Annotated in this window: 14 protein-coding genes; 2 read left to right on the forward strand and 12 right to left on the reverse strand. The window is 59.4% G+C overall.

Going from position 1 to position 20675, the window contains the following annotated elements; all coding sequences use genetic code 11:
• Window positions 1-85: 85 nt before the first annotated feature.
• Entirely contained in the window at window positions 86-1975 is a 1890-nt protein-coding gene (locus ND528_RS00250) for a sigma-54-dependent Fis family transcriptional regulator (RefSeq protein WP_263469301.1), read from the reverse strand.
• 246 nt (window positions 1976-2221) lie between these two features.
• Here ND528_RS00250 and ND528_RS00255 point away from each other — a divergent pair, with 246 nt between their 5' ends.
• Both ND528_RS00255 and ND528_RS00260 read left to right on the forward strand, forming a co-directional pair.
• Window positions 2222-4045, forward strand: coding sequence for an NAD(P)/FAD-dependent oxidoreductase (locus tag ND528_RS00255; protein WP_263469302.1), 1824 nt, complete (start codon window positions 2222-2224; stop codon window positions 4043-4045).
• Between the two features lie 114 nt (window positions 4046-4159).
• Window positions 4160-5164 (forward strand): Rossmann-fold NAD(P)-binding domain-containing protein, encoded by a 1005-nt coding sequence (locus ND528_RS00260; RefSeq protein WP_263469303.1) that lies wholly within the window; start codon window positions 4160-4162, stop codon window positions 5162-5164.
• 21 nt (window positions 5165-5185) lie between these two features.
• Here ND528_RS00260 and ND528_RS00265 read toward each other — a convergent pair whose 3' ends face one another.
• From ND528_RS00265 to ND528_RS00320, 11 genes are all read right to left on the reverse strand, one after another.
• A complete protein-coding gene (locus tag ND528_RS00265; protein WP_130910121.1) occupies window positions 5186-6295 on the reverse strand; it encodes an NAD(P)/FAD-dependent oxidoreductase in 1110 nt (369 codons plus the stop codon).
• Entirely contained in the window at window positions 6292-7395 is a 1104-nt protein-coding gene (locus ND528_RS00270; RefSeq protein WP_258711540.1) for a DegT/DnrJ/EryC1/StrS family aminotransferase, read from the reverse strand. The genes ND528_RS00265 and ND528_RS00270 overlap by 4 nt, the downstream gene beginning before the upstream one ends.
• The gene (locus ND528_RS00275; protein ID WP_263469304.1) at window positions 7379-8620 is read right to left on the reverse strand and encodes an MFS transporter; all 1242 of its coding nucleotides are present in this window, start codon (window positions 8618-8620) and stop codon (window positions 7379-7381) included. The genes ND528_RS00270 and ND528_RS00275 overlap by 17 nt, the downstream gene beginning before the upstream one ends.
• The gene (locus tag ND528_RS00280; protein ID WP_263469305.1) at window positions 8617-10881 is read right to left on the reverse strand and encodes a glycosyl hydrolase family 65 protein; all 2265 of its coding nucleotides are present in this window, start codon (window positions 10879-10881) and stop codon (window positions 8617-8619) included. The genes ND528_RS00275 and ND528_RS00280 overlap by 4 nt, the downstream gene beginning before the upstream one ends.
• Window positions 10875-12587: an NAD-dependent epimerase/dehydratase family protein gene (locus ND528_RS00285; protein WP_263469306.1), complete on the reverse strand. Its 1713-nt coding sequence runs from the start codon at window positions 12585-12587 to the stop codon at window positions 10875-10877. Before ND528_RS00285 ends, ND528_RS00280 begins: the two co-directional genes overlap by 7 nt.
• Before the next feature lie 13 nt (window positions 12588-12600).
• Entirely contained in the window at window positions 12601-13083 is a 483-nt protein-coding gene (locus ND528_RS00290) for an adenylyltransferase/cytidyltransferase family protein (RefSeq protein WP_039758830.1), read from the reverse strand.
• 6 nt (window positions 13084-13089) lie between these two features.
• On the reverse strand, window positions 13090-13593 hold the full coding sequence (locus ND528_RS00295) for a GNAT family N-acetyltransferase (protein ID WP_263469307.1): 504 nt from the start codon (window positions 13591-13593) through the stop codon (window positions 13090-13092).
• Complete coding sequence (locus ND528_RS00300; protein WP_263469308.1) at window positions 13583-14980, reverse strand: aspartate aminotransferase family protein; 1398 nt, start codon at window positions 14978-14980, stop codon at window positions 13583-13585. The genes ND528_RS00295 and ND528_RS00300 overlap by 11 nt, the downstream gene beginning before the upstream one ends.
• 438 nt (window positions 14981-15418) lie before the next feature.
• Window positions 15419-18508: an efflux RND transporter permease subunit gene (locus tag ND528_RS00305; protein WP_263469309.1), complete on the reverse strand. Its 3090-nt coding sequence runs from the start codon at window positions 18506-18508 to the stop codon at window positions 15419-15421.
• Entirely contained in the window at window positions 18505-19614 is a 1110-nt protein-coding gene (locus ND528_RS00310) for an efflux RND transporter periplasmic adaptor subunit (RefSeq protein WP_263469310.1), read from the reverse strand. The genes ND528_RS00305 and ND528_RS00310 overlap by 4 nt, the downstream gene beginning before the upstream one ends.
• A 409-nt stretch (window positions 19615-20023) precedes the next feature.
• Window positions 20024-20650 carry a TetR/AcrR family transcriptional regulator gene (locus ND528_RS00320; RefSeq protein WP_263469311.1) on the reverse strand — a complete coding sequence of 209 codons (627 nt, stop codon included), beginning with the start codon at window positions 20648-20650 and terminating at the stop codon, window positions 20024-20026.
• Between the last annotated feature and the right edge of the window lie 25 nt (window positions 20651-20675).

A 20675-nucleotide genomic window follows, 5' to 3' on the forward strand; every position in this document is an offset into this window, starting at 1 on the left:
ATAGTGAGTTAATGATTGGATCCAAGCAAATTCCCGGCAATGCACGCAATCAACAGCGAATGAACGCAAATGATCGCAATTGTCTTCAACCAGGTCGATTGATCCCGTGCTGACGAAGCTTGCGATACAGCGTATTGCGGCTGATCCCCAGACGACGGGCAACACGCGCGACATGCCAGTGTTCAGCTTCAATCAAGCTGAGCAGAGTTTGCCGTTCGGATACGCCCAGTGGATCGTCAACAGGTTGGTCGTCACTTGCGGGCAGTAACTCGTGCACGTCCTCCAGCGTGACCCGGCCGTCCACCGCCAACGCCACCAGCGTACGCAAACAGGTGCGCAGTTGCCGGACGTTGCCCGGCCAGGGCTGAGCCAGCAAGTGTTGTCGAACTCCCGCTTCCAGCCGCACATTCGCACCCGCCGCTTCTTCGCGCAGCAGCAGGTCGAGCAGACGGCCCTTGTCGGAACGCTCGCGCAGCGGCGGCAGTTCCACGGCGAAACCGCCAATGCGATAGAACAGGTCCTCGCGCAGGCGTCCGTCGGCCACGCAGGCTTGCAGATTCTGGTGGCTGGCGCTGATCAGGCGTACATCGAGCGGTCGCGGCGTTGCGCTGCCCAACGGCACGACCTGACGCTCTTCGAGCACGCGCAGCAGACGGGTCTGTAGCGCGAGGGGCATGTCGCCGATTTCGTCGAGAAACAGAATGCCGCCATGGGCCTGCTCAAGCTTGCCGACCATGCCGTCCTTGCGCGCGCCGGTGAAGCTGCCGCCGCGATAGCCGAACAGCTCGCTTTCGATCAACGTCTCGGGGATCGCCGCGCAGTTGATCGCGACAAACGGCTGGCCGGCGCGCGAGCTGGCGCGATGCAGCGCTGCCGCAAAGGCCTCCTTGCCGGTGCCGGTTTCACCCTGCAGAAACACCGGCACGTCACGCTCCAGTACACGCAACGCGCGAGCGAATCCGCGTTGCAGGCGCGGGTCTTCCAGGCACACGCGCTCATCCTTGATTGGCGGGACAGGCGCAAGGGTCAATGGCGCGGAGCGGATCGGTTCGCGCAACTGGCCGTAGAACAGGCGTCCATCTATCAACCGCATCGGCCAGCAGACGTGCGCCTGGGCACTGGCCTGATTGAGCAACTGCTCCATCGGCGTTTCCAGCAGCATAGTCAACGACTGCCCGACCATCTGCCCGCGGCTCAGGCCCAACAGATCCAGCGCCGCCGCATTCACCGAACAGATTCGCGCACTCTCGTCGAAGCTGAGCAGGCCTTCACCCAGCAGCCCGACAAACCCGGCATCCGGATGAAACCGCAGCAAATAGCGTTGCGGATCGTGGCCGAGGAAAAAACAGCTCTCGATCAACCTGGCCGACAGATTGGTCAGGGCCATGGCCTTGAAGCGTTGCTCAAGGCTGCTTTCCTCGCGCACGGAGGACAGGTTGAGCACCGCGAGCAACTCACCGCTGGCGTCGAATATCGGGCTGGCCGAACAGGTCAGGCCGACGTGCTGGCCACGAAAATGCTCGTCGCGGCGAATGGTCACGTGCTGGCGCTCGACCAGGCAGGTGCCGACACCGTTGGTGCCCTCGTGCTCCTCGCTCCAGACCGAGCCGAGCCACAGCCCGGAGCGCTGGAACTCGCCGCGTTCGGCTTCGTTGAACACGCTGTCGATTGCCACACCGCGGGCATCGGTGAGCAGCAGGACATGGCCGTCACGTCCCAGTTGCTGGTGCAGGCTGTTCATCTGCCAGTGCGCCACGGAAATGATGTGTTCCAGCGGCGCACGGTGTTCGCGCAAACGCGCCTGTTCGAGCACATCCGGCGCGCGGCGGCTGGCCGGATCGAGCTGGTATTGATCCAGGCAACGCCGCCACGAACGGGTGATCGCCAGGTCTGCCGCCGCGCTGTGGCTGGCAACAGAGCCCTGCACCGCTTGCAGTACCTGGCGCGCGTGGGCGTTGATCGAGGCCGGTTTCATTGTTGTTGTTCTCCGCTTCGGTGAAGACACGGGTGTGTCCGCAGCTTAGATGAAAAGCTCGTTGCGGGGGAATTTCGCGCCGAGTGACACAGTGTCATCCGCGATTCTCGAATTTGTGACATGTCGCCTGTGCCAAGCCTTGTCGGCCTTTGCATCAAACGCTCTGGCCCGCGTCTTTCAAGGAGATGGCCCAAGCCTTGCTCTGATGCCATGGCTTACCAAAACAACAAGATCGGGAGTGGCCCCATGAACATCGCTATTGAAACCCCTTTGCAATCGCCAACAGCGCAACTCGCCGCTTGGGTCGAACGCCTCGGCGGACGTCTGGCGCAACGAGATGTGGACGGCACGCTGGAGCTGTTTGCCGAAGAATGCCACTGGCGTGACTTGCTGCTGTTCAGTTGGAACCTCGTCACCCTGGAAGGCAAACCGGCGATTCGCGACATGCTCGAAACACGCCTTGAGCAGACCCGGCCCGAACGCTGGCAACTCGAAGGTGAAGCCACGCTCACCGATGGCGTGCTCGAAGGCTGGATGAGCCTGGAAACCGACACCGCGCGTGGCAAAGGCTACGTGCGCCTGAAGGACGGTCTGTGCTGGACGTTGTTGACCACCATGCGCGAGCTCAAGGGTTTCGAAGAGCCCAGCGGCCGCCGCCGGCCGATGGGTGCGAGCCATGGCCACGCCCACGCTGACAAGCGCAACTGGCTGGAGCGCCGCCGCGATGAAGAAGCGGCGCTGGGCATCACCACGCAACCGTACTGCCTGATCGTCGGCGGCGGTCAGGGCGGGCTCGGCCTCGGCGCAAGGCTCAAACGCATGGGTGTACCGACGCTGATCATCGACAAAGCCGAACGCCCCGGCGATCAATGGCGCGGCCGCTACAAGTCGCTGTGCCTGCACGACCCGGTCTGGTACGACCACATGCCCTACCTGCCCTTCCCCGACCACTGGCCGGTGTTCACCCCGAAAGACCAGATCGGCGACTGGCTGGAGATGTACACCAAGGTCATGGAACTCAACTATTGGCCGCGCACTGAGTGCCTCGGCGCTACGTTTGACGAGCAGACTGGCCGCTGGACCGTGGAGGTCCTGCGCAACGGCGAGCCCGTCACCCTGCAGCCGACGCAACTGATCCTCGCCACCGGCATGTCTGGCGTACCGAATGTGCCGGTGTATCCAGGCGCCGAAGACTTCCAGGGCCAGCAACATCACTCCAGCCGTCACCCCGGCGGCGATGCGTGGAAAGGCAAGCGCGCAGTGGTCATCGGCGCGAACAATTCAGCCCACGACATCTGCGCCGATCTGGTGGAAAACGGCGCCGAGGTGACCATGGTGCAACGTTCGAGCACGCACATCGTGCGTTCAGACAGCCTGATGGAAATGGTTTTCGGCGGGCTTTATTCCGAAGAGGCGCTCGAGTCGGGTCTGACCACGGACAAGGCCGATCTGCTGTTCGCATCGATTCCGTACAAGGTAATGCCACAGTTTCATCGGCCGATCTTCGACGCGATCAAGGAGCGCGACAAGGACTTCTATGAACGCCTGAGCCGGGCGGGTTTCATGCTCGATTTCGGCGACGATGAATCGGGTTTGTTCATGAAATACGTACGCCGTGGCTCGGGTTACTACATCGACGTCGGCGCCTCGGAACTGATCGCCAACGGCACCATCAAGCTCAAGAGCGCACCGGGCCTCGGTGTCGAACGCATCGAAGCGGACGCGGTGGTGCTCACCGATGGCAGCCGCCTGCCGGCCGATCTCATCGTTTATGCGACAGGTTATGGCTCGATGAACGGCTGGGCCGCGAAGCTGATTTCCCAGCAAGTCGCCGACAAGGTCGGGCGCTGCTGGGGCCTGGGTTCCGGCACCACCAACGACCCCGGCCCGTATGAAGGTGAACTGCGCAACATGTGGAAGCCGACCCAGCAGCAAAACCTCTGGTTCCACGGCGGCAACCTGCATCAGTCACGGCACTATTCGCTGTATCTGGCGTTGCAGTTGAAAGCCCGTTTCGAAGGCCTCGACACCGATGTTTATCGCCTTGCAGAGCGGCATCATCTGGGCTGATTCCTCAAGTGGTCGTTCGTCGGTGCGCAGGCCAGGCGCACCGGCGAACTGGAAAGTGCGTGCTAGGGTGTCTGGCCCAAGCACGTTTCAATCCAGGAAAAATGAGGAGGATTCATGCCACTTCATCCCATTCTGTTCATGGGCGGCTCCGGCGCCATCGGCCATCAGACGGCCCGCGCATTGCGCGCGGCGCATCCCGACGTCCCCTTGCTGATCGGCGGACGCGACCTCGCCAAGGCTCAGCAAACCGCCGAGCAAATCGGCAATGCCCAGGGTGTGGTCATCGATGCTCGCGCAGATGATCTGGGGCTGGGTGATCGCCCGGTCAGCGCCATCGCCTTGTTCTACATGGACCATGCCCTCGCCGGGCTACGCTTTGCGCAAAAGCGCAAGGTGCCGCACCTGAGCATCTCTTCCGGCGTGTTCGAAATCGCCCCGCAGATCGCCAGTTTCATGCACACGCCTGACGTGTCGCCCATTGTCCTCGGCTACGAATGGATGGTCGGCGCCACCACGGTAGCGACGCTGCACATCGCCCAGGCATTCGCCCGCGTGCACGACATCCGCATTCATGCACTGGTCGACGAACAGGACGGCGGCGGCCCGACCGTGGCCGTCGACTTCGAACACCTGAACAAAATGCTGCCCGCCGCGCTGACCCGCCGTGACGGCGAATTCATCTGGCGTGAAGGCGACGACGCCAAGGTCAGCTTCCGCGCCGTCGACGGCACGACCCTGCAGGGCACCGGCTTCTCCTCGATCGACGTCACCGGCCTGGCCGCCGCCACCGACGCCCCGAACGTCGAGTTCAACCTCGCCAGCGGCGTCAGCTCGACCCGGCGTCAGGGTCAGCCGATGTCGACGGAAATACTCATTGAACTCGAAGGCACGGATCACGATGGACAGCCATTGCACACCCGCCACGCCGTAGTTCACCGCGCAGGTGCAGCGGCGTTGACCGGGCTCAGTGTGGCCATGTTGCTGGAGCGGCTGGTTGGGCTGGATGGGCAAGCGCCGGTAAGGCCGGGGCTGTATTTTCCGTATCAATTGCTGGAGGCGCAGGTGTTTTTGCAGCGGTTGGAAAAGGAAGATGGCGAGCTGATCGAATTGGACGTGTGACCCCCTCTGGACAAAGGCTGGTCAATTTTGCCCGAGCGCCTGTACGACACGCTCCGCGATGGCGAGACAGCTCGTCAATCCTGGAGATTCGATGCCGAACAGATTAACCAGCCCCGGCACTCCATGCGCCGATGGGCCACTGATGACAAAGTCCGCCGCCGGTTCGTGTACGGCGTTGATTTTCGGGCGGATGCCGCTATAGGCCGGTTCCAGGCTGCCATCGGGCAGGCCGGGCCAATAGCGGCGAATCGCCTGATAGAAACCTTCGGCCCGCTGAGGATCCACACGGTAATCAACCTGATCGATCCACTCGACATCCGGTCCGAAACGCGCCTGCCCCCCCAGGTCAAGCGTCATGTGCACGCCAAGACCCGCGGCTTCGGGCGCGGGATAGATGAGATGGCGAAAAGGTATCCGACCGCTGAAGCTGAAGTAGCTGCCTTTGCACAACCTGGCCAACGGGACGTATCGTGAAGACAGACCGACAATGTGACCCGCAAGCTGGGGCGCAGACAAGCCCGCACAGTTGATCAGTTCGCCACAGCTGACGTTCATGGGTTGCGCACCGCCGATCTGCAACTCAAAACCCTGCGGGCGACGACAGGCCGATTCGAACGGCGTGTTAAAGGCAAACGAGGTGCCCGCCGCTTCGGCGTCTGCCTGCAAGGCAAGCATCAAGGCATGGGAGTCGACAATTGCGGTAGAGGGCGACCAGAGTGCCGCGATACATGACAACTCAGGCTCCAGTTCCAGCGCCTGCCGGGCGCTGAGCAGTTGCAGGTCGTTGACGCCATTGCGCCGTCCCTGCTGCCATAACCGCTGCAATGCCCCGCACTGCGCCTCATCGGTTGCGACAACAAGCTTGCCCAGAGGTTGGCGCGCTACTGCGTGCGCTTCGCAAAAGGCATACAGGCGATGCCTGCCGTCGACGCACATTTGCGCCTTGAGGCTGCCAGTGGGGTAGTAGATGCCGGCGTGAATGACTTCTGAATTGCGCGAGCTCATGCCCGTGCCAATGCGTTCAGCCGCCTCCACCACAATCACTTCACGGCCGCTCAAGGCCAGGGCCCGGGCGACAGCCAGCCCGAGCACTCCGGCGCCAATCACGACACATTCGATATCGACGCTCACCACCTCACCGTGCGTTCAAATTGCTTGATCAGCGTGACGACCTTTTCCACGTCGCCATCCGACAAATGATGGTGACAAGGAAGTGTGATCATTTGCCGGGACAGGCGTTCGGTTGTGGGTAACGCGATGCGTGGCTGACTACTCAACCATGCCTTCTGCCAATGAATGGGCACCGGATAATGAATGGCCGCTTGCACATCGTTCTCTGCCAGATAAGCCTGCAGCTCGTCACGGTGCGTGGATTGCACGACATAGTGATAGTAGGCATTTCCCGGTTTGCCGCGCCCCAGGTCAGTGCCCGTGCGGGTTGTCGAGAGGACGTCATCATAGAATGCGGCAATTTCCACGCGCCGCTTCAGCCACTGATCCAGATACTGCGCTTTGATGTTGAGTGCTGCTGCCTGCAACGAGTCGAGTCTGGAGTTGATGCCGAACCGGATCGATTCGTTACGGTTTTCCAGGCCGTGATTACGTGCAATCCGCGCGTACTCGGCAATTCCCGGATCGCGAGTCACCAGCATCCCGCCGTCACCCAGACCACCGAGCGTCTTCAACGGATGCATGGAAAACGCTGACGCATCAGCGCGAGTGCCGACTTGCCGGCCATCGATCATGGTGCCTATCGCCTGAGCGCAATCCTCGATCACGGCAACCCCGCGCGAGCGGCACAGGTCGATGATTGGGTCGATATCCAGAGGGCGTCCGCGCAGATAGACAGGAATCACGGCTTTGGTCCGATCAGTCACAAGTGGCGCAATCGTCTCGACGCTCAGGAGTTCATCGTCACCCACATCTGCCAGGATCGGCCGGGCACCAACAGCAACAATGGCTCCGACTGTGGCAACAAAGGTATTGGCGCAGGTGATCACCTCGTCACCGGGGCCGATATCGAGCGCGCGCAATGCCAGAAACAGCGCATCCGTGCCTGAATTGAGGGCAACGGCGTGCGCGCCGCCACAACGATCCGACATCCATGACTCGAACGCCAGAACCTGATCGCCGAGAATGAACTCGCCCGATTGCAACAGCTCCCGCCAGCGTTCAAAGATCTCGCCACAGAGATCCTGGGCCTGTTCCTGTACGTTATTGCACTTGATCATTACGCGCACTCCCTGGCATGAACATGATGGACGTCAGGACGATCAGCAGAGTGCCAACCGCGCTGATGACGGCGGTCAACGCAAGCGTCTGGGAATAGCCGATCATCCCGCCGACTACGCCGCTGCCCAGATAAATGAACGGGTGCACACCGCTGGTGACAAAGGTATCCACCGCCACGACTTTGCCCAGATCCTTTTCGGGCGACAGTGTTTGCATGGCGGTTGCCCAGCCGGTGAGCCAGGACGCTTCGACGATACCGACGAACGTCGCCCCCAGAACCGCCATCCATGCCGTCGTCCCCAGCCCGAGTAACGCCATCGCTCCGGCCAGGAACAACCCGCATACCACCGCAAGGCCCACCAGGCGTTCGTGCCCCGAGGCCAGCACGGTGACAACCGATCCGAGACAAGCGCCGAACCCTGATGCTGCCAGGCAATATCCCCACATTTCTTCGCTGAAACGAAGACTGATCGCGTAGGGTGCAACGACCAGAAAAATCGGAAAACACAGCACGTTCACCACCAGCGTCGCCGCAAACCCCAGCAGCAGCGTGGCGTTACGGCTGACCACGGTGATGCCCTTGAACGCCTCGCGCAGGGAGAACTCTTCTTCGGATTCATGACGGCCGACATTCGGTAACTGAGCGGTGTAAATCGCCGCGCCGAAGAAGGTCAAGCCATCGATCAGTATCCCCCAGACCGGATCCCACAAGATGATGAACACGCCCAACGTCGCCGGAAACAGAATGGCGATCAGGTTATCGAGGAAGTTCATCGCGCCGTTGCCCGCGACCAGCGCCTTTTTGGGTAACAGGCTGACCAGCAGCACCTGCGCGCAGGGCCGAGAAACGCCGATGCCGATGCCGAAGATCAGATAGGCCAGCACCAGCCAGCCCCAAGGCGCACCGGTCAGAAGCAGTGCGACGGCCGCAAGCTGCGCCATGCCTCGGGCCGTATCGGTGTAGATGAGCACCTGTCGAGGCGACTTGCGATCCGCCAGCATCCCTCCGGCCAGAGCACCGATGACGGTCCCTACCCCGACTGCGGCCATGATGAAGCCAAACACATCACCACCAAAACCGTGGCGGATCAGCGCTATCGGCAGCGCCGCCAGACAGATGGCGTCGCCGGCCATCGACAGGCCCTGGCCGATCAGCAACTTGCGAAAAGGCAAGACTCGCAGCGCATCGTTATAGGGGGATAAGCGTTCTTTGATAGAAATCATCGGTGCCCCTCCTTGAGGCATATATATCCATCCTGGCCACGTTCGGTTGGCAACTGCCGGCCGCCCTCGCGGATTTCCAGCTCATCGTCTCCGATTACGCAAATGCGCAGACGGCGGCCCCGAAACTCAAGGGTGAAGTGGTAGGCATCCCAATCGGCGGGCAACCTCGGGCGGAAGGCCAGTTGGTCCGCAATGAGATCAAGTCCTGCCAGCCCTTCCACCAAGCCCTGCCAGGCTCCGGCATAGGCGGAAAGATGCAGGCCATTGCTGTAGTCGTCGAGCGGGGTGAAATCCAGTTTGTAGCGGCTGGCCCGAGCAATGAAATCGGCACTGATCGACGTCTTGCCCAAGTGCGCGGCGACAACCGCGTGCGGGCCGTAGCTCAATGACGATTCATGCACCGTACGCGGTTCATAATATTGGAACGCTGCGCGTTTCACGTCCGTTGAAAAATCTTCTGGGAACATCGACATCAACAACACGATGTCCGCCTGTTTGACCACCTGCGACGCGAAATTCTGCAGATTCTCTGCGCTCTCCCGTTCGGCCTCGTCCGCAAACTGCGGCCCACGCTTTTTGTCGGAACGCAGCTGCGTGTCAGGTAAGGCGGCATAACCCTCGAACTCTTCAGGAATGACCACGCCACCCACAGTGATCCAGGGCAGAAAGACGTTATCGGCTATCGACTGCCAGCGCCTGGACTGTGCCTCGGGCAATCCCGGAAAGCCCGGCCGGTCGCACAGGGAAAGCGTTGACCGGAGACACCAGCGCAGCATGTAATTGGTAAAAAAGCTGTTGTCCACATGATAGTGGTATTCGTCCGGCCCCATGACCGATTCAACGACATACGCCTGACGACTCTCGGACCACTTGAACACGGACGCGGCGAAACGGGCGCACTCAAGCAGCATTTCAAAGCCGCGAGAGATCATGAACGCATCGTCACCGGTGACCTTCCAGTATTTGTTCACGGCATAGCAAACGTCTGCCGAAATGTGGAGCACCTCATGGACACTCCACTCTCGTCGAATGTCCTGTTCGGGATACGCCAGCACATAATGGGGACCATTTTCCCGCCCTCGATCATTGGCTGCTTCCGGAAAACGCGCTCCCTCATAGCCACTGGCCCGAGCAAACTCCCGCGCTTGTTCCAGACAGTGGTAGCGATAGTCAATCAACGCCCTGGCGACACCGGGTTCGTTCCAGATCCAGAACATGCACTTGTGCAGTTCGGTATCGAAAAACGTCGCTCCGGAGTGATACGTACTGGTCAGGCCGCGCGCCGGCGAGAGCGTTCCCCGCTCGGGGGGTGCGACTCCCACGCCGTGCTGTAGCAATTGAAACATCGCGTATTTGATGCCCAGATCGGTACGTCTCTGCGCGGTTTGAACAGTGACGTCATGCTCGCTCCAGATCCTGCTCCATCGGTCAAGATGGCTGCTCTGGATATGGGTCACATCGAAGTCGCCAGAAAGCGCGTCGGGCATACTGTGCTCGCCATCGATTGCAACCCGCCAATGCGTGGCGATGCGATGCTGCAGCACCGAGTTGAAATCCATGGTGACGGAAGCAATACAACCCTGCAGGCCGTGTCGCCAGCAAACAACGGAACTCGCCGCTGAACCGGACTGTTCGACACGTACGTCGTAGCGCAGCCGATACTCTGCGGCATCGACATCCACAGTGAAGGCCGTTCGATCGACAACACTTTGCCCAAAACGGTAATGTCGGGCGGTCAGCCAGTCACTGGTGCCCAGGTATTCATTCTCGGCACTGCCATCCACGCCGTAATCCAGTCGCAATCGGTGCGCACCGGTCGGCTCGCCCAGTCGAGTCAGACTGATGCGGGTCGACACGGCGCTGTCATCAGGGGCATCAATGAACTGATCAATCGTCAGCTCATAACGGACGCCCCGCAGTTGGAACAGCTCGCGGCTGCTGACTGTCGCCTGATCCATTGCCAACACCACCGCCGGTCCATCGCCTGATGGCTCGAGAGGTTCGCCCGTGTCCACATCGTAGAGGCGCAGGACTGCCGGCGCTGGCAAAGAAATGATCTCCCGCGAAACGCCGACCCCGGGTGCATAGACCCCCGCGCAGAGCAGTTGCGTTCGCCGTGTGCGCGGCGAGGCACTGGGCACATGCGGGCGCACGCCGATCAAGGGATTGGCCAGCATTGCCACGCAGGCTGCGAAGGACGATGTCCGCGGCTCGATACCGACGATATCCTCGCACTCCTCTCCATAAGCGATGGTCAGCACGACGTGTCCCCAGACGGCTGGAACGACCAGTCTTTGTGCAGCATGTTGCGCACATTGTGATAGCGGGTGTCGGACAACACATCGTCACTGTCGTTGAAGTTCCCGGATTGCCATTGCTCGCAGATTTCCACGATGGCATCCCTGATCGAATAGATGAACTCGAAACCCAGTGTCTCCTGCACCCGTCGCGAATCCAGACGGTAAGACCGAACATCATCGCTGCGGGTAGTGGTGATCGGCACGTTGACGAGGAAGTAGCGATCGACAACCTGTTTCACCTGATCGGCTATCTCGGTCACCGTGTGGTTTTCGTAGCCGACGTTGATTGCGGTTCCGCAGACTTCGTCCAGCGATTCGCGCTCCACGAGCATCGTATACAGCCGGGTCAGATCGCCGATATGCACATTGGGGCGGTATTGACTGCCGCCGAACACGGTAATTTCACCGCGCGCCAGCGCACTGGCGGTAAGGATATTGACGGTCAGATCCAGGCGCTGGCGAGGCGACCAGCCGCACACGGTAGCGGCTCGAACCGCGACGGTTTCAAAGGATGCATCAGTGAGCCCGAACAGTATTTTTTCGCCGTCAGCCTTGAAGCGGTTGTAGTCGGTGATGGGCACGCAGGGTTGGCGCTCATCGACAAATGGTTCTGTATTGACGCCGTAGACACTGGCTGAGGATGCATAGATAAAGCGCCGGCAGCCAAGGCGCTTTGCACTGCTCATGAGATGCGGCAGACAATCGATATTGATGGACTGGCCGAGTTCGGGTGCCGAATTGAAACTGGGATCATTGGCCACTGCGGCAAGATGGACAACGGTGTGCATCCCCCGAAGCGACTGCTCGACGAGCAGCGGATCGCGAATATCGCCCTTTATGAATTCCAGTGCCGGATGGTTCATCACGCCCTCCAGGCCGTTGCCGAAATAAAGCGCATCCAGTACCCGGACCCGGTAACCGGCAGCCAGCAGTTTTGGTACCAGACGCGAGCCAATGTAGCCCGCACCGCCTGTAACGAGAACAGCGGATTGATTATTCATGGTCCTTCCTTGGGATGGGTTTGCCAGGGGGTATTCATCAAGCGATGACAGCATTGATGCCTGTGGATGAGCAGCCTTGGGTTCAAGATCATGCCGGCGGATCTGCCAGGCATGGAGCCCCAGGCCACAGGCCAGATCCGTTGCATAGGGACTGTCGTCAATCAGCTCGACATCCTGCGGATCGCGGCTTCCGACCAGTTGTTGAATCAGTGCTTCGCGGCTCTGACCGGGCGCCTGTCGGGTAATCGACAACCTGGATTCTTGCCGCAGACTGGAGCGCTCGATAGCCGCCTCGAACAACTGCGGCGCATTCAGAGACGCCGTATAAAACATCACTGGCTGTGCGGCTTGTGCAATACGTTCCAGCAATCGCTTTGCGTCCTCGAACAGCTCAGTGCCTTGGGAGAGCTGTAGAAATTCCTTTTGTTTGTGCTGCGCCAGTTCGTCTGCGCTGAGCGAGCCGGTCATTTCAGCACCGATGTCATCGGTGATCAGCGCCAGCAATCGTGAAGCGCCTTCCATGCGAGGACGTCCGGCAATGTGGTCAATGTATTCGCGCTGAGTCAGTTGTTTGCCGGCAAGTCTGTGAGCGGCGTTGCTCCACGCTTGAAAATGCGGCGTGTCGATCATTGTTCCGTCGAGGTCAATCAGCAAAAGTTTCGACATGATTGCTTACCTGTCATCTGTGCGTGGACATGACGAGCCGGGCGATTCTGGACGTCGAGTCGAATATCTTGTCGTCCGTCAAGATCATTCGCCCCCCTGCGCTTTCAACCAGTGCGCGCTCCGCCTGAAGTCTCACGTCTGACCCGTCACTGTAATCCGCACCCTTGAAATAGAGGTTGGGACGCAGCGTCTTGATCATCAATTCAGCAGTGGGTGTGTGATTTACGATGACATGATCGCAATAGCGAATAGAGGCAAGAAACTCTGCGCGTTTTTGATCGGGGAATACCGGCCGGTCCGCTCCTTTATTGACATATGGGTCGGCGGTAACTGACACGAACAATCGATCCACCATTGTTCTGGCACGTTGCAAATGATAAAGGTGCCCAGGATGCACAATATCGAAACAGCCGTGACAAAGACCGATAGTCAAACCTTTTTCGCGGCAATAAACCGCCTCATCCTGCAGTGCAGTGATGTCACTTAAAACGCCCATGATTATTCATTCCTTTGAGATAAGAGATTTAGCCATGATGTTCAGGTGTTCAAGTTCTCCCCAGTAATCGGGAAGCTGCCCGACGATTTGAAAACCATTGCGTAAATGAAAACGGTAGGCTGCACGCTCTTTGTCAATATTTCCTATATCCAGACATAACCATGTCTTTTCATTTGCCAGAGCATACTTTTCAATTTCGTCATATAACAACGAAGCCACCCCGTATCGACGGTATTCGCTATCAACAATCAACCAGTCTGCCCACAGGACAGACTTCGAGGGGATCGGACCTGCGGCGCAGCCCATCGTCCCGATCACCCGTCCGTCCACTGTGGCGACAAATCGCCCTCCCTCAAATTGAGGATTGGCAAGTTCATTGGCAAATTGCTGACCCGCAGACTCGGTAAGGTCTTCGCCAGAGGCGATCTGGGCGACCAACCCAAGAACAGCTTCCATGTCAGCCTTTACAAATCGGCGCAGGCGAATCTTCGTAACAGGTTCACTTGGCATGGTATTGAACCCTCTTGAGTGCCGAATCCAGCCGCTCACAGGCGTCCGCCAACATTTCAGGCGTATGCGATGCACTCAGGGTGACAGGCTCTGGGCAATAACTGAGGGGCATCAAAAAGCCATACAAGTTGTACTCACGGGATAGCAGGGCGAACAACTTCTGGGCAAAGTCGATCGGGTAGAAATGCTCAATCTCCCTCATGGTTCTAGGACGTTCGGAGGTTCCGATGTGGACGCCGATTCGACCGCCGTACCCATCGATATGACAGGGTATGTGGTGTTTATCGAAAACGTCCCTAAGCCCGGCCTTCAAGCGCGATTCCAGCGCGGCGATATGCCGGTGCACCGCTCCATCCTGCAAATGCTCGATGGCGGCAAGCGCGGCGGACACGGACAGGTATCGCCCCGTATTGGTCCCGCTGACCTGAACAGGACCGCGTGGTGCGATTACGTCCATGTATTCGGCTTTACCGGCAATACCCGCGATCGGCATGCCGCAGCCGAACGCCTTGCCGAAGGCGGCGATATCGGGTACGACACCGAAGTCCTTTTGCGCACCACCAATGTTTGCGCGGAAACCGGTGAGCACTTCGTCGAAGATCAGCAGCGCACCCTTACGGCTGGTCAGCGCACGCACATTTTGCAGAAAACCTTCATCCGGCCTGATGCATCCGATATTCAATGCAACAGGTTCCAGGATCACCCCTGCCACATCGTCCTTGTATTTTTCAAAAGCATTTTCCAGCGCTTCCAGATCATTCCATGAAACCGAAACCGTCAAGTTGCCGAATTCGTCAGGAATTCCCACAGTGCCCGATAAACGCTCCAGTTCTCTTCCCGCCAATAACGCGCCAGAGCGCGGTGAAGAATCCACGTTCCAGGTCAAAGAATCATTCAGCCCATGAAAATGCCCTTCGAACTTGATGATGATGCGTCGACCGGTGACGGCACGGGCGATACGCGTCGCATACATGGTCGCTTCCAGTCCGGAGTTGACCAGCCGCAACTTTTCGGCGCAGGGAACGACCGCACAGAACCGCTCACTCAACAGACGATGTTCATCGGTCTCATACTGCTGAAGAAAGCCCCGCTCCAGTGCCTTGAGAATAGAGTTTTTGATGACCGGACTATCGTGCCCCAACAGGCAGGATCCCCAGCCCATAATATAATCATCGCGCCATTCGCCCGATGACAGCTGAACCCGCGCGCCGGCGGTATTCTGCACATTTATCGGCCCGACTACCGACAAGTGATTCCATCCCGACAGCACATTGCCGACTCGTGTTTCCTTTAAACAATCCATGACGACTGACTCTCCCTTTAAAAAGTTTAGAGCGAACAAAGTCCAATACCCAGGCAAATGAAATTCGCCATGGCGTTCAAACAAGATTCAATCGTGCGATACGCAATAACGCACAAAGCAGCGCAGCAAGTTGGAGAAAAAATTAGCCCCGCCATCTACGCTGCGTCAATTTAAAAAATAAATGACCAGCTAACAGCTTGTTTGCCAATGAAAACTGTTTTTCTTAAGAGAAAGTCGCGCAAAACATCAGGCGCATTATTTCAAACAGATATAAATGAATTTTCGCACTTATATTTCAGCAAGTTAGCCACAGCAAAACGCATTCTTTCAATGATGGGAAAATCTGATCCGCAAAATTCGCAAACAACTGTGATGCTTATTAATCACATCCTGTATAAGCGGCGGACCTGGTTAATTACGAGGGTCAACTCCGCACACTTGAAAATCTCCAATAGCCAAGAGAGAGAGTTAGTCGCGGATAGCAAAAGGCCCGTCATTGACGGGCCTCTTTCAAACTTGACCTTATACCGAACGCGAGGGTTGAACCTGCCCCCTGTTTTCAGGCCGAATCCTGAACCAGATCGCATACATCGCCGGCAGAAACACCAGCGTGATGATGGTGCCAACAAACGTGCCGCCGATCAGCGTGTACGCCAGCGTGCCCCAGAACACCGAGTGGGTCAGCGGAATGAACGCGAGAATCGCTGCCAGCGCGGTCAACAACACCGGCCGCGCCCGTTGCACCGTCGCTTCGACCACGGCATGGAACGGCGCTAGGCCTTCCTGCTCATTGTGATGAATCTGCCCGATCAGAATCAGCGTGTTGCGCATCAGAATCCCCGACAGCGCGATCAACCCGACCAGCGCATTGATACCGAATGGCTGGTTGAAGATCAGCAGCGTCGGCACCACACCGATCAAGCCTAACGGCGAGGTCAGGAAGACCATGATCATCGCTGAGATCGAGCGTACCTGGACGATGATGATGAGCAGCGTCATGGCGATCATGATCGGCAGCAACGGCAGAATCGCTTTGCCGGCCTTGCCGGATTCTTCGATGGCGCCCGCCTGTTCAATCCGGTAGCCGGAAGGCAGGTTTTCGATGATCGGCTGCAACTGCTGGATGATCGCGCCGGAAACGTCCGGTGGCTGCAAACCTTCGGCGATGTCGCCACGCACGGTGATGGTCGGCGTGCGATCGCGGCGGCGCAGGATCGGGTCTTCCATGCGCACTTCGACCTGGCCGATCTGCGACAGCGGGATGCGCTGCCCCGCTGCGCCGACCAGGGTGAAGCCTTCGATCTGCGCCGGGTCGAGGCGGATATTGCCCGCCGCACGGCCGACGACCTGCACGGAACGAATGTCTTCGCGCACCGCCGTGATCGGCACGCCGCTGAGCAGAAACTGCAACTGCTGGGCGACTGCGCTGGACGTCAGCCCCACCGCCTGCAAGCGGTCCTGATCCAGGTTGAAATGCAAGGTCGGCGTCAGCGGCCCCCAGTCAGTGTTGACGGTTCTCATCATCGGGCTGTCCTGCATCACTGCCCTGACCTGCTCGGCGATGTCGCGCAATTTCGCCGGATCAGGCCCCATCACCCGATAGGCCACCGGAAATGGCGAATACGGGCCGAATACGATCTGCGTCGCCCGAACCCGCGCCTCTGGAGCAAGCCCTTCGGCGACCGCTTCGCGCAAACGCAACTTCAGAGTTTCACGGGCGTCCTGGCTGTCGGTCAGCACGACGATTTTGGCGAACGATGGGTCCGGCAACTCAGGCGCCATCGCCAGGAAAAACCGTGGCGCGCCCTGGCCGATATAGGCGGTGACGATTTTTGCTTCATCCTGCTTGTGCAGCCAGGCTTCGACTTTGGCCGCCGCAGCGCTGGTCTGCTCGATGGACGTGCCGTAGGGCATCTGCACTTCGATCATCACTTCAGGGCGGTCAGAGGTCGGAAAGAACTGCTTCTTCACCAGCCCCATGCCCGGAATCGCAACAGCAAACAGCGCGACCACCGCACCGGCCACCAGCCATTTGCGCGTGATCACCCATGCCAGAACACGCCGGAAACGGTTGTAGCGCGGCGTGTCGTAGATTGCCGCATGCCCGCCTTCGACTTTCTTGATGTCCGGCAACAGCTTCACGCCCAGGTACGGCGTGAAAGCCACGGCGACGACCCACGAAGCAATGAGCGCGATGCCGACAATCCAGAACATGTTGCTGGTGTATTCGCCTGCCGTTGATTGCGCAAAGCCGTTGGGCAAAAAGCCAATCGCCGTCACCAGCGTACCGGCCAGCATTGGCGCTGCCGTGTGGCTCCAGGCATAAGCGGAGGCCTTGATGCGGTCGTAGCCCTCCTCCATTTTCACCACCATCATTTCAATGGCGATGATCGCGTCATCGACCAGCAAGCCGAGCGCCAGAATCAGCGAACCCAAGGTGATCCGGTCAAAGTTCTTGCCGGTGGCCGCCATCACCACAAACACGATCGCCAGGGTCAACGGCACCGCCGCTGCAACGACCACGCCGACGCGCCAGCCCATGCTGAGAAAGCACACCAGCATGACTACCAGCAGCGCGACAAAGAACTTGACCATGAACTCGCCGACGGCCGAGTCGATATTCACCGCCTGATCGGTGACTTTCGACAGCGTCATGCCCAACGGCATTTCCCCGTTGATCCTGACTGTCTCGGCATCCAGCGCCTTGCCCAGATCGAGACCGTTCCAGCCCTCGCGCATGATCACGCCGAGCAATAACGCTTCTTCGCCGTCGTTGCGCACCAGAAAGGTTGCCGGGTCTTCGTAGCCGCGCTCGACCGTGGCCACGTCAGACAGCTTGAGTGTTCGGCCTTGGGCGACAACAGGCGTGTCACGGATTTTCTGCAGCGTGTCGAACGCGCCATCGACGCGCAGAAAAACCTCCGGCCCTTTGGTTTCGACCGACCCGGCCGGCGTCAATACGTTCTGATTGTTCAGCGCGGCGAAGATGTCCTGCGGCGACAAGCCCAGCGTCGCCAGCCGATCATGGGAAAACGAAACGAATATCCGCTCGGCCTGCTCGCCGATGATGTTGACCTTTTTCACCCCCGGCACGTGCAACAGGCGCTGGCGTAAAGTTTCCGCGTCGCGCACCAGCAAGCGCTGCGGCTCGCCCTTGGCTTTCAGGGCGAACAGCGCGAAGGTCACGTCGGAGAACTCGTCGTTGACCATCGGCCCGATAACACCCGCCGGCAGCCTGATCGCTTCATCATCGAGCTTCTTGCGTGCCTGGTAGAACTCTTCCTGCACTTGCGACGGCGGTGTGCTGTCGAGCAACGAAACCATGGTGAATGCCAGTCCCGGACGCGTGTAGGTTTCCGTGCGGTCGTACCACTTCAATTCCTGCAGACGCTTTTCGAGGGGTTCGGCAACCTGATCCTGCATCTCTTGCGCGGTCGCCCCCGGCCACGCGGTAATCACTGTTAGCTGCTTGACCGTGAACGGCGGATCTTCCGCCCGGCCCAATTTGAAGAACGACAGGACGCCGGCCACGGCGATGAGAAAAATCAGAAACACCGTGATCGCACGTTGGCGCACGGCGATAGCGGAAAGGTTGAACCGGCCCTCGCTCATGGACGACTCCCGGCAATCTGGCCATCGTCGCGGGCAAGCAAGCGCACTTCTTCGCCATCACGCAGCAGATGCGCGCCCAGCGCGACAATCGGTTCACCGACGTTGAGCTGGCCAGCGACACGGGCCGAATCATCGCTCAAGCCCAGCACCTCGACCGGGCGCCAGCTCACTTTCGCCGGTGTGCCGGCGATGACCCACACGCCGGGGCCTTTGCCCGGGTCGTAGATCGCCGCGACGGGCACTTTCAGCGCCTGATCTGGCGAAGAACCCTGGGCAATTTCGACGGTGACCGTCGAGCCGATTGGCGCATTGGCCAAACTGCCTTCGAGCACATAGCGCGCCTCAAAAGTACGAGTTGTGCTGTCAGCCGAATCGGAAAGCAGACGCAATTTTGCGCTCACGGCAGCCGACGTATCGCCATACAGTTTTGCCTGAGCGGTTGAGCCCGGCGCGGGGCGCAAGGTCTCGGGCAGATGGACGATGGCCTCCCGCTGACCGGCCCGCGCCAGCCGCACCACCGGTTGTCCCGGGCTGACGACTTGCCCGGGTTCGGCGAGGGTTTCCACCACCACGCCATCAGCGTCCGCCACCAGAACCGCGTAGCCCGAGGCGTTGCGCGCTACGTCCGCTTGCGCCACAGCAGCATTGAGCTGCGCCCTGGCGGTGTCAGCGGCGGCTTTGAACTGATCGTAGGCCGATGCCGAAATAGCGCCGGCGGCGACAAGTTTGCGATTGCGCGCTTCGTCACCGGCAGTCTGTATGGCTCGGGCGCGAGCGGCGCTCACCGCTTCTTGCTGGGCTCGCGCCTGCAGGCCGAGGTCGATCGGGTCGAGGCGCATCAGTGGCTGGCCGCGCTTGACCGTCTGGCCGGTATCAACCAGACGCTCGAGCACCTTGCCCGAAACGCGAAAGCCCAGATCGCCCTGGGTGCGCGCAGCGACGACGCCGGTGAACGATCGAGATCCATTTTCTGCCGGTTGCACCGCCGCCGATCTGACAATCGGCGCCAAGGTACGTGGATCTTTTGCGCTGGAGGAATCCCCGCACGCCGTCAGGGCCAAGGGCAACAAACATACCGCGAGGGGGAAAGGTCGGAGCCGGCGCATGGAATTCCTTCACTGAAAATAGGATGATCATCATATTCTCAGTCTTGTGACCAATATCGTCAACAGTCACAAAGTCACCGGCCCGATGTTCAGCGCTGAATCAGAAGCGATAGCTGACAGAAGTACCGAGCCCGCTGGCGCTGTTCTTGTATTTGGCGCTGTACGAACCTTTGCCTGCCGAAGTGTCGTTGATCTCGACGCTGAATACGCGGCCCGCGATTGGTGTTGTTCGCGGGAGGCTGATCAACCGAGACCCAGTAAGCAGCACTGAAATAACCAAACTGCGGCGGCCATGTTGCCCTAGTGACCATACCAGTCAAGAGTCACAAACAGAACAGCGGAAATGTAGTTGCGTCAGGAACAGGATGGGGTTGGGGCGACTGATCCGAGTATTCGGATCAGCAGAGGGTCAAGGCATCAAGCTGCGCAAGATGAGGTTCGAAGTCAGCGTGGGCGCCACTTCGATGAAATCGAGGTTGTGTTGCAGCATCAGTGGATTGACGAAGGGCCGCAGCGCCAAGTGGATCGACTCGACCGTCTCGTCCAGCGGCGTCCTGCGCTCGAACTCACCGGCCTCGCGCCCTTCGCGGACAATGTCGGTAATAAAGCGCTTGATCTGCGCATCGTAACGCTGCGCACTTGGCCAGTTCTCACCCGCTGCAAACGCGGCAATGTCGTAGAGCTTGCGGTCGTTGAAGAACAGGTTCACGCCCGTAGCGATCACGGTTTTCACCAAACGACGGAAACGCTCGGTGGGCGTCAGGTCTTCTTCGTTGATCGCTTGCTCGACCGCCATAACGATCTGCCCCAGACAGTTCGCGCAGATGGCTTCGCCGATCGCCTGCTTGGAATCGAAGAATTTGTAGATGTACGCCTTGGAGAAACCGATGGCCTTGGCCAGATCGGACACCGTGGTCTTGGCGTAGCCGTACTGGCTGAAATGCTCGTTGGCCGCCGCGACAATCTGATCACGAATGTCGTGATCGACGGGACCACGCGGGCCGGGGAAGGATGGGGAAATTGAGGACTGATTCATATCGGCAGCTTACTCACCCGCCCGC

Source organism: Pseudomonas mercuritolerans (assembly GCF_025706525.1).
Lineage (GTDB): Bacteria > Pseudomonadota > Gammaproteobacteria > Pseudomonadales > Pseudomonadaceae > Aquipseudomonas > Aquipseudomonas mercuritolerans.